11 protein-coding genes are annotated in these 14,218 nt (G+C 49.1%); 3 read left to right on the top strand and 8 right to left on the bottom strand.

From position 1 onward, the window contains the following. Positions 1-63 precede the first annotated feature (63 nt). Positions 64-906 carry a DUF92 domain-containing protein gene (locus C7R92_RS01465; RefSeq protein ID WP_106832972.1) on the top strand — a complete coding sequence of 281 codons (843 nt, stop codon included), beginning with the start codon at positions 64-66 and terminating at the stop codon, positions 904-906. Between the two features lie 52 nt (positions 907-958). Here C7R92_RS01465 and C7R92_RS01460 read toward each other — a convergent pair whose 3' ends face one another. After that, the gene (locus C7R92_RS01460) at positions 959-2,179 is read right to left on the bottom strand and encodes an MFS transporter (protein ID WP_069845653.1); all 1,221 of its coding nucleotides are present in this window, start codon (positions 2,177-2,179) and stop codon (positions 959-961) included. A gap of 133 nt (positions 2,180-2,312) precedes the next feature. On the opposite strand from C7R92_RS01460, the gene C7R92_RS01455 reads away from it, so the two are divergent. Then, on the top strand, positions 2,313-3,197 hold the full coding sequence (locus C7R92_RS01455) for a LysR family transcriptional regulator (protein ID WP_069845655.1): 885 nt from the start codon (positions 2,313-2,315) through the stop codon (positions 3,195-3,197). Positions 3,198-3,209: 12 nt separating this feature from the next. Here the strand turns inward: C7R92_RS01455 and C7R92_RS01450 are convergent, their stop codons facing one another. Continuing rightward, a complete protein-coding gene (locus C7R92_RS01450; RefSeq protein ID WP_106832971.1) occupies positions 3,210-4,592 on the bottom strand; it encodes an MFS transporter in 1,383 nt (460 codons plus the stop codon). 112 nt (positions 4,593-4,704) lie between these two features. Here C7R92_RS01450 and C7R92_RS01445 point away from each other — a divergent pair, with 112 nt between their 5' ends. Then, complete coding sequence (locus tag C7R92_RS01445; protein ID WP_106832970.1) at positions 4,705-5,592, top strand: LysR family transcriptional regulator; 888 nt, start codon at positions 4,705-4,707, stop codon at positions 5,590-5,592. A gap of 343 nt (positions 5,593-5,935) precedes the next feature. Here the strand turns inward: C7R92_RS01445 and C7R92_RS01440 are convergent, their stop codons facing one another. From C7R92_RS01440 to C7R92_RS01415, 6 genes are all read right to left on the bottom strand, one after another. Beyond that, positions 5,936-6,823, bottom strand: a complete 888-nt coding sequence (locus C7R92_RS01440; RefSeq protein ID WP_069845662.1) for an ABC transporter ATP-binding protein — start codon at positions 6,821-6,823, stop codon at positions 5,936-5,938. 4 nt (positions 6,824-6,827) lie between these two features. Then, positions 6,828-9,710, bottom strand: coding sequence for an ABC transporter permease (locus C7R92_RS01435; RefSeq protein WP_244195619.1), 2,883 nt, complete (start codon positions 9,708-9,710; stop codon positions 6,828-6,830). A gap of 18 nt (positions 9,711-9,728) precedes the next feature. Beyond that, positions 9,729-10,907: an efflux RND transporter periplasmic adaptor subunit gene (locus C7R92_RS01430; RefSeq protein WP_106832968.1), complete on the bottom strand. Its 1,179-nt coding sequence runs from the start codon at positions 10,905-10,907 to the stop codon at positions 9,729-9,731. Then, entirely contained in the window at positions 10,870-11,544 is a 675-nt protein-coding gene (locus tag C7R92_RS01425) for an ABC transporter ATP-binding protein (RefSeq protein ID WP_106832967.1), read from the bottom strand. The genes C7R92_RS01430 and C7R92_RS01425 overlap by 38 nt, the downstream gene beginning before the upstream one ends. A 195-nt stretch (positions 11,545-11,739) precedes the next feature. Further along, a complete protein-coding gene (locus C7R92_RS01420; protein ID WP_106832966.1) occupies positions 11,740-12,957 on the bottom strand; it encodes an amidohydrolase family protein in 1,218 nt (405 codons plus the stop codon). Between the two features lie 34 nt (positions 12,958-12,991). Next, positions 12,992-14,215, bottom strand: coding sequence for an amidohydrolase (locus tag C7R92_RS01415; RefSeq protein WP_106832965.1), 1,224 nt, complete (start codon positions 14,213-14,215; stop codon positions 12,992-12,994). Positions 14,216-14,218 lie beyond the last annotated feature (3 nt).

The following is a 14,218-nucleotide window of genomic DNA, read 5'->3' as shown; positions in this document are numbered from 1 at the left end:
AACTCCCTCATCTTGCCTGCTGCGTTGAGGTATAATAGTTCAAAGCAAAGGGGGCGGGAACCTGTGGAGTGGTTAATCGGTCTGGCCTGTAGCGCTGGGATTGCGGGGGCGGCTTATGTAAAAAGGTCGCTGTCCGGCTCCGGCTTTTTGGCGGCAGTGATACTGGGCACCGTGATGTACGCACTCGGTAGCCCTATCTGGTTCGGCTCCCTCATCGCTTTTTTTATCTCGTCCACCTTATTGTCCAAGTGGAAAAAGCATAAAAAGCAAGAGGCCGAGAGCGGTTATGAGAAAACAGGGAGACGCGATGCCGGCCAGGTGCTAGCAAACGGCGGGCTCGGGCTCCTGATATGTGTAGCAAATTGGGCGTGGCCGCATCCGCTTTGGTGGTACGCGTTCCTCGGCGTGATGGCGGCGGTCACAGCCGATACATGGGCAACAGAAATCGGCGGTTTAAGCCGCAAGCCTCCGCGATCGATCAAAACGGGTCAGCGTGTTCCGCCCGGCACTTCTGGCGGTATTTCTGGCCTGGGCATGGGTGCTTCGCTGGCTGGTGGCCTATTTATCGGCGGTGCAGCGTGGTTGCTGCTTACGCTACCCAGCCAAACCGCGCCGGATGTGATCACCCCTCCCCTTAGACTGGTAGCTTGGATCGGCATAGCAGGACTGGCGGGCATGATAGGGTCACTGGTTGATTCATGGATCGGTGCGACTTGGCAGCAAATGTACCGTTGCGGCGCTTGCGGTCGTGAAATCGAGCAGGCTCTTCACTGCGGCAAACCAGCCGTGCGAATCCGCGGTCGCGCTGGTTGGAACAACGATGCCGTCAATGTCGCTGGATCGCTTGCAGGTGGTGCTTTCGCCGTCTTATTGGCGCTGGCAATCGGCTTATCTTTTGACCTATAAAGAAACGGAAAGACTTCGTATCACAAAAACGATACTGAGTTTTTCCGTTTCTTTATTTTGGGGCACAAGTGTTGGCTATTTTCGTCACTTTCTTCGCATTCTGTACCATTTTTGAGACGCACGCCCAAAGTATGAAGCCAACTAGGAGAAAGCCGACATTCATGCTGATGACGCCTCCCCATCCGTATGCGGACCAAAACAATCCTCCGAGTGTTCCTCCTACACTTGAACCCGTATAGTAGAAAAACAAGTACAAGGAAGAGGCCTGTGCTTTGTTCTGTAAAGCAAGCTGTCCCACCCAGCTGCTTGCAACGGCATGAGCTCCAAAAAATCCAAAAGTAAAAAATCCAAGCCCTACTATCTTCATAAGGAGATTCGCTTCCCAGGTCAAACAGACGCCGATTAATGCAAGGAATAAGCTAATGAATAACAGCCTTTGCTTACCGTGACGATCGATTAATTTTCCTGTCCAGACAGAGCTGAACATTCCGATGATCATAATTAAAAACGTCCAGCTTATAAAGGTTTGGCTGAGTGAATAGGGTTTTTCGAGCAATACATAACCGATGTAATTGAACAACGCTACATTACTACCTAAAAGTAAAAAGCCGATGACAAATAAACAAATGAGACGTGGAGCCTTTAGATGGTCTATTAAAGACAGACCTAACTTTCTAATGACGAATGGGCGCGCCTTGAAATGTTGGGAAGGTGGTAAGGTGTTCCAAAAAATCAGTGTGGCAGCTAAACTTATGAGACCAATTCCCCCTATTGCGATCTGCCAGCCGAAGTAGTCACTCATCATTCCTGAGAAAACCCTGCCAAACACAGCCCCAATTGAATTGCCGCATATATAGAGACCCATAGCCGCTCCCAGACTTTTGGATTCGATTTCTTCTCCAAGATACGCCATCGCTATGGAGGGTAAACCGGCCAATGAAATTCCTTCAATCGTTCGAAATACTAGGAGAACATGGAAATTCGAACTGAATGCTGTGAGAATACAAAACACAGATGAAGCGAGCATGGAAACGATCATGATTGGCTTGCGTCCCCATACTTCAGACAACGAACCAAAAATGAGCATACTGACGGCAAGAACCATTGTTGTAATGGAGAGGGAAAGGCTTGCTGTCGTTGGACTAATCGCAAATTCTTTTGAAAATTCCGGTAATAAAGGCTGTACGCAGTAAAGAATGGCAAACGTATTGAAACCAGCGGCAAAGAAAGCAAAGCTGGTTTTGCGGAAGAGTGGCGTGCCTTGTTGTATCATGTGATCACCATATCATTTCAGGATGATTATGGTTTCATGGTATCACCATTTATCTATGATGTATAATTCATTATAATCATGTTTTTCATGCATTTATGTAATGAAAAATCCGAACGGAAAGTGGTGCTTTCGAATGGAATGGCAACAGTTTGAATATTTTCAGACACTGGCAAAAATCCAACACGTGACACATGCTGCCGAAGCTCTCTCGATTTCCCAGTCTGCCCTTAGTCGTTCGATTGCCCGATTTGAGGATGAAGTAGGCGTGCCCTTATTTGACCGTCAGGGACGTTCGATTCGGCTCAATAAATATGGTCATCTCTTTTTAAAGCGAGTCGAAAATATGATGAAGGAATTCCATGAAGGAAAACAAGAAATCATGGATTTACTTGATCCGGATAAGGGTGAAGTGTCTCTTGGATTTCTGCACACGCTAAGTACCAGTCGTATCCCTGATTTACTGGCTTCTTTTCGCTCCCACTACCCAAACATTCATTTTCGACTCGGACAAGGTCCCTCCCATACGCTTATGAATCAGTTGCAAGGAGGAGAATTTGATCTTTGTCTACTAGCTCCTATGGATATGAAATCTCCCTTTGTATGGAAGCCGCTTTGGAATGAAGAACTTTTTGTGATTGTCCCGAAAGACCACAAATATGCAAATCGTACCTCGATTACGTTGGAAGAGATTGCAGATGAATCATTTATCCATTTAAAAGCAGGGTACTCCCTTCGTATTACCGTCGAGCAATTGTTTCAAGAGGCGGGCATTACACCTCCGATTACATTTGAAGGAGAGGAAGCAGATACCGTTGCAGGACTAGTCGCTGCTGGACTGGGAATCTCCCTTTTGCCCAATTTAAAGGGAACGGACCAGAGTAAGATCACACAAATCCCTGTCAAAAGCCCGAAGTGTCAACGTACCATTGGCATTGCTTGGGTAGAAGGGCGATATTTATCACCTGCCACTGAAAAATTTAAACAATTTGTGATGAATCATGCCTGCGATTTTGAATAGGGATGGGTGAACCTACGACTCCCCCCTTTGCCTTGATTCCCGTCGCCAACTCATCAGTACCAAAGACAATGCGATTGTCGTGAGGATAATGCCAAGCACTTGCAACCCCTCGGCGCTAAACTTATCTCCCATTACAATGCCGATCAACAACGAGGAGAGTATGGTTCCCAAGTATCTGGATGTTTGAAATAATCCGGATGCTACTCCGATGATTTCTTTTGGAGAACTTTTGAACAAGGCTGCTTGCATTCCTACATTGTTTAACCCGTTGCTAATACCGAATGCTGCTAACGCCACACATACACGAATCACATGTGAATCTTGATTTAACGTCACGAGCCACAATGACCCAAATGTCATAAGAATGGCGGATGCGAGCAATGCAGGCCGAGGTCCTGATTGATCAATCCATCTTCCTGCTAGTGGAGACACCACAAGTGAGCATAAACCTAAGCTGAGCATGAGAATTCCTGTATGAAACTCGCTGACATGACGAACCATTTGCAAGTAGGACGGAAGCCCGAAAAAAAGCGAATAAAAAAGGACGTTCACGAGCATGAATTCGATATTGACCCACGTCATTGCAGGATACTTGGCGAATGTCCGTAGAGGAATAAACGGAGAAGTCGTTTTTAACTCATGTCGTACGAAAGCCCCCAGTGTAACGAGGCCGCTCCCTCCAACCATGATATGCCACCATGAGACATGCCCCGATGATTTTGCTGACAGTAATCCAACGAGCGATGCAACCAGACCCACTGCGAAGAGCACGATCCCTGTTGCATCTATCAAATCCAACCATTTTCGAAAGGACATGTTATGTGCAGCAGATGCTGCCGATTCATCCTTTGGAATCATCCTCCAGGCTACTAGCAAGCTCGCCACCACGAACGGAATATTAATGAGAAAGATCGCAGACCAGTCCCAATAATGAAGCAAGACCCCGCCAACAAAAGGTCCAATCGCTGCTGCTCCGGATAGGAATATGGACAGTACGGAAAGCGCAGTCGCTTGTTTCTCCGTAATATGAATTCGTACGATAGCCATTCCAACCGCAACCATCATGCTGGTTCCGATCGATTGCACAATTCGGAACACAATGAGCCATCCAAAGTTTGGTGATAATGGAGCCAATATTGAGGCTACGAAGGATACGACAAGCCCGGTAAGAAATATCTTCTTGCGGCCGAACAAATCGCTTGCTTTTCCCATAACAGGTTGAGCGATCGCACTCGCAATGTAGAAAGAGAAAATGATCCACGAGACAACCGTGAAGTCAAGACGATACACATCTTGCAGCCTTGGAATCGCAACCGAAATCATCGAAGAATTTAATGGGTTCAATAATATCCCCAGTCCAACGGAAATCATCAACCACCTGCTGTGAGCCCCCATTTTTTAGCCCCCTTAAGCGTTTTGATGATATCGTACTGGAAATCAAACATTTACTCCAACGCATTTCACGTTATAATTTCATTGATTGGAAGGAATGAACGGAGGGTGCTGAATGGAGCTTCTTCAACTGCAATACTTTCTCACGGTAGCTCGGATGGAACACGTGACCGAAGCTGCACGAAGTCTGCATGTGACCCAATCGTCCCTAAGCAAAACGATTCAACGATTGGAGGAGGATCTGGGAATCCCGCTATTTGATCGAAAAGGGAGAAAGCTGCGTCTGAATGAGTTCGGAAGCAAATTCCTCTGCCGGGTGGAAAGAGCTTTGTTTGAATTGGAACAGGGGGAGCTGGAGCTTCACGATTTGTCCAACCCGGAACATGGCACGCTTGAATTGGCGGTGACTACGGCAAGCACGCTGCCCAATATCCTTCGAAAGTTTCGGAAAAAGCGACCCGATATCCAGTTTCATGTACAAATGCTCACCACGCAGGAAATGGTTACGCTTCTTCATAGAGGAGAGATCGATTTTTGCTTGTCCTCTCCTCCTATCCAAGTGGATGGCATTGAATGTCAAATCGTCTTCATTGACCCTATTCTCGTAGCTGTTCCAAGAGGACATCGACTAGCAGACCGAAGCATCGTATCTTTGACAGATCTAAAAGATGAATGGTTCGTCGGTGTAAAGAAAGGGTACGGGACACGCGATTTCGTAGACTCTATATGCAAGTCGGTTGGATTCACACCTAAATATGTATATGAGGGAGATGAACCTGCAAGGCTAATCCAGCTAGTGGAAGCAGAAATTGGCATAGCCTTCATACCAAGCACGGCAAGAGATTCTCGTGAACAAATCAAGTATCTTCGAGTAGAGAATCACGAATTGGTACGGGAAATCGCTTTATTATGGCACAAGAGTCGATACATTTCGCGAGCTGCCCAAGACTTCCGTGATGTCGTTGTCGATTATTTTGGGGATGTATGCAAACTTGAGAGGTGATGAATCATGAAGCTTCACGATTGTCCTACTTGTCATACCAACAGTCAAGAATGTATGATCGTCATCGAGAATGCGCTGCACCCTACAGCTGAGAGATTAACGTGCAGGATATGTTCCTGGAGCGGAAAGTGGTCGGACATGAAAGTGCGCGAGATACCAGATGAACCAATCCCGGGCGTAGAACCGATTACCGACTATGGTGTGCTCCATTCAGATCAAATTCGCCTTCGATATACAGGAGGTTGTTGCCCTCATTGTGGGGGAGATGATCCTTTATGCTGGTGCCATGCATTTTAGGTACAGGCATATCCCACTAGCTGAACAAAAAACAGACACGTCACATTCACGTGTCTGTTTTTGTGGAGGCTACAGGCGCCTTTAGGATAATTCGATCTTCTTCCAGCTCAATTCGGAGCTTGCCGTCCGCCTGGATCGCCTGGAGGTACTCCATTGGGATCTGCAGCCTCCCCACCTGATCAAGCACCGCCAATTCCTCATGAGTGTCCGCGTTAGCTGACTCATCCGAAGACTCGGAAGTGTTTTCTTCTGTTCCTTTTCGCCGCAACAACTCGCTGGACGTTTTCCCATCCCTAATGGCTACGACACGATCGACTTTGCGCGCCAGCTCCAAATCATGAGTCACGATGACGACGGTTAGCCCAAACGAACGGTTCAGTTCTTGAAACAAATCGAGAATGATAGCTGCCGTTCGAGTATCTACACTGCCAGTCGGCTCATCTGCCAAAAGCAGCTTGGGCTCGTTCGCCAACGCGATCGCGATGGCTACCCGTTGTTGCTCCCCGCCGGAAAGTTCGCTCAGCTTGTTCTTTTTTCGGTGGCCCAGCCCCACCAGTTCCAACAACTCGTGGGCGCGCTCCCTTTTTCGCTTGCCCCGCAAAAGCATTGGCATCTCCACATTTTGCAGTGCGGATAGATACGGGATCAGATTGCGGGCGTTGTTCTGCCAGACAAAGCCTACGGTCTGCAAGCGATACTGAACCAGCTCGGAAGTCGTCAATCGAAATAAATCAGCTCCCGCGACGGAAAGTTTTCCTGCCGAGGGACGGTCCAGCCCTCCCAGCATGTTCAAAAGCGTTGATTTGCCGCTGCCGCTATTCCCAATGATCCCCATCAGCTCTCCGGTCTCTACACGCAAATCCAACCCTTGCAGCGCGACCACTTCCAGGTCATTTGCCTTGTAGATTTTCACCAAATTTTCGCATACGATCATCTGATTAGTCCTCCCCCAGCTTTACGGCTTGATGGATCTGCATCCGTGACAGCAGAATACCAACGATCCCGATTCCGATAACCAGTGTCACGGCAATGAACGTATAAATGATTTGTTCATCTTGCAGCATCGAAATGGCAGTAAAGGGAGGAACTTGCTTATCGGCATGTAAATAGAGACTAAGTGCAGGCAAAAACAGGCTATTTGCCAGCTTGCCCGCTATCATTCCCATCGCAAAAGCGACGCCAAACGTCAAGAGCTGCTCCCACGCAAGAATGGCAAGAAGCTGTCTGAATGGCATTCCCATCGCCCGGAACACGCCGTATTGCAATTTTCTGGCTCCAAGAGTAAGCACCCAGTACATCACGTAGCCGATAAAGGTGACTAGCATGGAAAGCAGGAACCCAAGCGTCAGCGATCCGTTCAGCCCCAAATAAAATGCGCTGTTTTTCATCTGGATCACTTGCTGTTTGGCATTATTCAGCATGGCGAGCTTGACTCCCTCTTGTGACAGACCTTTGTACAGCGATTCAGAAGAGGATCCCTCTTTCATTTTAATCCAAACCTCATAAGGCTCCATGCGCATCTTGTCTTGCACAAACGGGAGATTGGCGACTGCCAAATACTGTTCTTCCATACTGCTTCCATATGTACTTTTTACAGGCGCAGGATTCCATCCCGGCCAGTAATCCACGATAGCATACACAATCATTTCAACCCTGCGAGAATCCCCCCAACCGAGCAGGATGGTTTGTCCCTCCACCACGTGCAGCTTGTCAGCGAGGCTGCGAGACAGCAATAGGGCACGCGGTTCTTTTGCTATCAAATTCAAATACTCGTGGAAGTGATGCGGCAGCAAGTCAGACTTCATCCAAGCGGTCTTAGCAAACTCTTTGGGCTCGATCCCCATCAAGGTGACGTCCTTCACAGGATCGCCCCGAAAAGAAGCCTCCGCCAGGCCGTTCACAAAGACTTTTGTTGCATGCTCAACCTCAGGTAATCGACTGTACACTTCGAAGTCCGGCTCTACATACTGAACGGGAGGAGCTGCAGGCGCTTGTTCCACTTCTGCTTCCTCGCCTTCTTCCGCATTTCTTCCTCCCCGATAGACCGTTACTTCCGGTTTGTCGCTCTGCCACTCTGCCTTCAAACGAATATCCGCGCCGATTTGGTAACGGATTCTCTCTTCTGCATTTTGATTGATCGTCCGTGCCATGCTTGCACTGAACATTCCTACTGCGACCGTAATCGTCACAAACAGCATGAGAAAATGATACTGACGTGGAGCTCTCCCTACCTGAACCAGCGTCGTATGCAGAGAAAGCGGGAAGAAGGAGCGTCCTGCCCAAGACATCAGACGCAGGAGCCACGGGTACAACCGGAGAAGCAGCAGGCCAAAACCGAGCGAAAACAGAACGGGCACAAAAAAGAGAAGGAAATCGATCGAGATCGCCGTAGCCCCTTCGCTCGTTTTTGCTGCGGTTTCAGCGGCGTTTTGATAGGAATACCATCCATACCACGATATCGCAAGCAGCAATACGTCGAAAAACAGCCGGTGCCAAATGGCGGATCCACTCATTCTCGCCATGTTTTGCTTGTGCGTGACGATATTTTGCCTGGTTGCCAGAAACACAGAAATCAAAACAAGTGTGATACAGGCAAGCACCATCCACGCAGCATACACGAATACTTCCGGAGTGATCGTGACATCCAAACCTTTGCGATCGACAAATTCGAGAAATCCATTCGAGACGCCAAGGATCTTACTGAGCTGAATCCCCACTAAGGGACCGATCAGAAAAGCACATACCCCAAGAATGGCGATCTCCATGAAATAAATAGAAAAAATCTGCATTCTGCTGGCCCCCCTGCTGCCCAGCACTGCGATTTCCGTTCGTTGCCTTTCCACAATTAATCCCGAAACCATCACGAGATAAAGGCCCAGCATAATGAAAATGGGGATGTAGAGTGACCAGAGAATGGTTTTGAATTGCTTCTCTTGCTCATTGTACTTGCCCACGAGACTAGCCGCCGGAAACTGAACGTTGATCTCCGCTTTTTTCAATCCATGCTGTTGCAGCTTCCCTTCGATTCCGGCCACCAATGAATTCAGCTTCTCTGTATCGCTGATCCGAAAAGATTGGTAGTGAAAGGCCGTATACATCTCGGTTGAAATGACCAGATTTTTCTCTTCCAAAAACACACTCCGAAAAAGCCGTTCATCCAATACGAAGCCACCGGAGTATTCACTGGTCGAAGCAAACCAATACGGATCGTTCCCCTCTTTTTCCTTGAAAACACCGACCGGCTTGATTCGCACCTTGAGTCCTTCTACCTGGTTCGTGGTCAGCTCATACAAACTGCCTAGCACCATCCGGCGGTCCTTTAACGCTTTTTCCGTTACCAGTGCTTCGTACACGCCATCAACGGGTGTTGCAGCAGGCAGGCGACCGTCGACAAGCGTCATATGCTGCGCAAGTCCGCTCAGCGAATAGATCCGCGAACTGTCGGAACTGAGCAAGCTCTTCGGCTGTATGTTTTCCTGAATGGCTTGAAACGGAATGGTCCGCAAAACTGTCACTCCTGCATACACCGGAACATCCAGTTCAGCGATTACTTCGTTTTGCAGATGAGCGGTCATTTCTTCTACAAGTACCGCCCCATTCTTTCCCAGTTTGTTTTGATTGACCGCGATCAGCAAGCCACCGGGGAAGCGGTTCACATTCTTCTGGTATTCCTCCATATCCTTGGTCAACATGCGTTGGAGTACCCCTGACGTGAATGCGGGTATACTCGATACCAATCCGACAGCGACGATCAGACCAATCAACAGACTGCCGACCAGCCAGCGGTTATTCATCATTTTCCGCAAGATCATTTGCAGCATCGCCACGACATTGTCCCCCTATTCCAAAATAACCAGTTGGCCTGCCGAAAGACCTTTGCGAATCTCAACCTCCGTCTGGGTCATGATACCGGTCTCCACGTCCACTTCCTTCTTGCTATTTCCGTCGAGCACCCGAACGTACTTCCTGCCTGATAATTCATGAAGTGCTTTTCTCGGTATAAAAAGCGTCTGATCCTCCTTGTCCACAATCACTTCAATACTGACTCCTGTCCCGATCTCCAAGCCCTTTGGAGGGATTTTCGGTGTAATGAGTAGACTTCTCTGATACAGCTTCGTCAAATCCTCTGGTAAATTGGAAGGGACATGCAGGGGCGTCTGAACAACTGTCCCCTCGCCTTTTTCGCCGTCTTTGCCCGAGAGAATCACTTTCATCCCTTCCCTAACATCTTGCAGCGCCTCTTTCTCGGGAGCGGTATACACCACGAACAGCTTGTTCGGATCGCCTATCGTTACCAACTTTTGATGCGCCTCCACCTCATCCCCTACCTGTTGATTGCTTACGAAAAGCACGATTCCGTCAAAAGGCGAGATCAGCTTGGTCTCAGCCCAACGCTGTTGCAGATTCTTCAAGTCCATCTCTTTTTGCTTCACGTTCAGCCTGGCACGCTCCACCACGTACTGCTGCTTCTTGGGATCCTGCAATTTCGCCAAGTCTAGCTTAACCTTTTTCAATTCGATCTTGGCTAGCTTGGTCTCGTCTACCTTGGCGTTCATCTCTGCCTTCAAAACGTCCAGCTTGGCGGATTCGACTTCGTAGTGATTATCCTGCTGGGCTTCAAGCAGCTCCAGCTTTGCCTTCTCCAGTTCATACCGGGCCGACTCGATCGACCTCTCCATTTCAGCCGCATCCAATTCAGCAAGTACCTGTCCTTTTTTCACCTGATCGCCGCCTTGGACAGAGAACGACTTCAGCCGCAGTCCCTTCGTCTCTGGGAAAGAGAGCTCCGCCGTTTTCACGGTCGTGAAGGAGGCGTTTCCTTTCACACTTTTTACGATCGGCCCTTGTAAAACTTCTGCCACCTCGTATTTGATAGGCGACGGCTCCACTAATGGCGGAGCCAGAACCTCCTCTTCCTTAGGGAATAGGGAACAGCCCGTCAATAAAAGGAAAACGCTCAAGTACGCCCATTTTATTTTGCTATTCCTTGATACGACCGTCCTCCAATTCATAGACATCGTCCGCCACCTCCATTACACCAGGATCATGTGTCGTCATGACAATGCTCATAGCACCTTCATCGACCAGTTGGCGAAACAAACGGCTAATTTGCAGACCCGTTTTACTATCCAGCTCAGCTGTTGGCTCATCCGCCAATAGTAGTGTCGGCCTGTTCGCAACAGCTCTGGCAATCGCACAGCGTTGCTGTTCGCCACCGGACATCTCAAACGGCCGATGATGCGCCCGTTTGGACAACCCAACGATATCCAGCGATTCGCGAACACGCTCCCTCCATTCGGCAGCAGGCACCCCTGACAGGCGGAGTCCAAACTCGACGTTTTCAGCGGCTGACATCAGCGGAAGCAAACCAAACGACTGGAAGATAAATGCCATGTTCTTTTGCCTGATCTTCGTTCGCTCATGATCCGATAGCTGGCCGATTTCTCTTCCCTGAAAGTACACGCTTCCTGCCGTCGGACGATCGAGACCACCCAAAAGGTTTAATAGAGTCGTTTTTCCTGATCCTGATCTGCCTTTTAGTACGAGCAATCGTCCTGATTCTACACGCATTTTTACCCCCGCAAGCGCTCTGACGGCAGTTGCCCCTCTACCAAACGTACGTTCTACGTTTTTTGTCTCTGCAATGAACGACAAAATGACACCCCCAAAAACATGTCTGAAAAATATGAGTTTTACTAATAGTAACTCAAATAAAATCCATTGTTTAATAAAATTGGAATAAACCAATATAAACGAAAATAAATTCCACATTATGGCCACTATAGACACTTACCAAAAAAAAAAGGCAAAACCCTGTGGTTCTGCCTTTTTATTCTTTCCTTTTCGATTTTACAAAACCCCGGAAACAACATTACCACGGTACATGACCGCTTGACGCTTCGCACGGCGTGCAACTGCTTCTGCTGCCGAGGATGCGTGAACGAATACGATATCCGCCTCGTCGCCAACATTCGGCCACATGCGGTTGCCCTCTTTATCCAGCGGCGTCTTCCCGCCTGTAATAAAGCCCAGTGCTTGGGACAGTGAACGCTCATCCTGCATGCGGAAGCGCTCTGCCAAGCGACCTGCTTTTTCCAAGCTATCGCCTTGTCCAAATGGCGACCAGTGATCGGTAATACTGTCGTCTCCGAGAGAGACGGAGACACCTTTTTCATGCAGCAATGGAATGGGAATCGTCCCTCTGTTCACCGGTACGGTGGAAGTGATCGAAATGCCCAATCCAGCGAGCATTTCAGCTACGTCGCCTGCTTCTTCCAGACTGATGTCAGCAAGGGAGTTGGCATGGCTGATCGTAACGCGACCTTGCCATCCTGCTTCTTCGGTCATTTTAGCCAGACGCTTGAATGTAAACACCCCGAGATGATCCGGGTCATGCAAGTGAACGTCGATTGGAGCATTCGCTTCGACTGCCAGCTCAAAAATGGTAGCGAGCGATTTCTCGATGTTTTGATCCACTGTCGCCGGGTCTACACCCCCAACGTAGGTCGCGCCCATTTTCAAGGCTTGGCGGATGTTCTCCACTTGATTGCTTCGCAGAAGACCTTGCTGCGGGAAGGCAACGACCTCGCACTGCAATCTGCCGCTGAAGGTCTCCAGGGCTGCCATAGTCGCTTCCAGGTTTTTAAGTCCGATGTACGGATCAATATTACAATGGGAACGAATATGGGTGGAGCCTGCGGACAGCAGCAATTCCAGCATTTTTTCTGCGCGCTCTTGTGCTGTTGGCAACAGCTTCGGCATGAGCTGGCTCTCTTCTTCTAGTCGACCCAAGATGTTTTTCACTGGTGTCACGGCTTTCCAAGGACCGCCATAGTACGTTTTATCGATGTGGATGTGCATATCCCTAAATGACGGCAGTGCCAACAGACCGCTGGCATCCTTCGTTGGCAGCTCCGTTTGTGGAGCAGCTCCACTCACGATCTGTGCAATTCGTCCGTCTTCGATTAATAGATGCGCCACTTCAGTATCTGTAGCAACCACCTTGTCGTTTTCTTTGCGGTATCCGCTCTCCAAGCGGAGGTTGGTAATCCAATAGGCTGTAGACATCTATCCATGACATCCTTTCTATTTAAAAGTAGTACTACCACTCACCCGCTACCCGGTTGCCTTGGAAAAGAACGACCTTGCGCTTGGCACGTCTCGCAACAGCTTCTGCTGAACATGTCGCTTCGACCGCCATCAGGCTCGCCTCATCTCCAACCAATGGCCACACGCAATTCCCGGTTTCATCGAGAGTGATCCGCCCTTCTGTCACGAAGCCGAGTGCTACGCCTAACGATCTTTCATCCGTCAAGCGAAAGCGTTCAGCCAGTCGTCCTGCTTTTTCTAACAAGTCTCCACTGCCAAAGGGTGTCCAGTTGTCGGTCAAGCTGTCGTTTCCAAGCATGACGGCAACCCCTTCTTGATGCAGCAACGGAATCGGAATGGTCGGGCGATTGATGGGCACGGTCGATGCAATGGAGATACCAAGGGAGGCGAGTCGTTGTGCCATCTCTCTGGCTTCTTCCTGCGAAACATCGCCTAATCCCATCGCGTGACTAATCGTGACACGTCCTTGCCAGCCTGCCTCTTCCGTCAGAACAGCGAGGCGCTTCATCGTAAATACGCCAAGATGCCCCGGATCATGCAAATGCATGTCAATGTCGGCATCCGCTTCGACTGCCAGCTCTAGCATCGTTTGCAGAGAACGCTCAATGTCGCCGTCTACTCCACCCGGATCGACGCCGCCTACATGAGTGGCGCCCTGACGCAGTGCCTCACGTACCATGTCTCGCGCTTGTGTACGCAGCATGCCATAATGCGGGAAAGCAACGATTTCGTGGGAGACACGGTCTGCATACGTCTCGAACGCCTTCTTCATTCCTTTCAAAAAGCCAAGACCAACCTGTGGGTCTACATGACAATGTGTTCTTACATGTGTAACTCCTGTTTCCACCAGCAGCGAGAGAATATTTTCTGCTCCTGTCTGAGCCTGTTTGAGGTACATTGGCAACAGCCCTCTGTCCTCAGCGTGGCGTTCGAACAAGTTTTTTACGGGAGTTGTTGCCTTCCACGGGCCGCCGTAATACGTTTTTTCCAGATGAATGTGTTTCTCGGCCATAGACGGCAAAATCAGTAAGCCTTTCGCGTCCTTTTTAGGTAGCCCATCCTCCAAAATCTCACTGGAAGGGACAATCCGCGTAATTTTCCCATGCTCAATGAGCAAATCGCACAGCTCTGTCCGCGTTCCACTGATCACGCCTTCTTCCCACTCATACCCGTTTTCCAATCGAGCGTTGACGATCCAATAAGGAGAAGATTTCACCGG

Origin of the sequence: Brevibacillus porteri (assembly GCF_003013475.1) — a bacterium.
GTDB lineage: Bacteria > Bacillota > Bacilli > Brevibacillales > Brevibacillaceae > Brevibacillus > Brevibacillus porteri.
This window is presented reverse-complemented; position numbering and strand designations above follow the sequence as displayed.

Bases quoted from the DNA above. Each gene is read 5' to 3' on its own strand.
- C7R92_RS01460 (WP_069845653.1), bottom strand. From the start codon at position 2,179: ATGATACAACAAGGCACGCCACTCTTCCGCAAAACCAGCTTTGCTTTC.
- C7R92_RS01455 (WP_069845655.1), top strand. From the start codon at position 2,313: ATGGAATGGCAACAGTTTGAATATTTTCAGACACTGGCAAAAATCCAA.
- C7R92_RS01450 (WP_106832971.1), bottom strand. From the start codon at position 4,592: ATGGGGGCTCACAGCAGGTGGTTGATGATTTCCGTTGGACTGGGGATA.
- C7R92_RS01445 (WP_106832970.1), top strand. From the start codon at position 4,705: ATGGAGCTTCTTCAACTGCAATACTTTCTCACGGTAGCTCGGATGGAA.
- C7R92_RS01440 (WP_069845662.1), bottom strand. From the start codon at position 6,823: ATGATCGTATGCGAAAATTTGGTGAAAATCTACAAGGCAAATGACCTG.
- C7R92_RS01435 (WP_244195619.1), bottom strand. From the start codon at position 9,710: ATGCTGCAAATGATCTTGCGGAAAATGATGAATAACCGCTGGCTGGTC.
- C7R92_RS01430 (WP_106832968.1), bottom strand. From the start codon at position 10,907: ATGTCTATGAATTGGAGGACGGTCGTATCAAGGAATAGCAAAATAAAA.
- C7R92_RS01420 (WP_106832966.1), bottom strand. From the start codon at position 12,957: ATGTCTACAGCCTATTGGATTACCAACCTCCGCTTGGAGAGCGGATAC.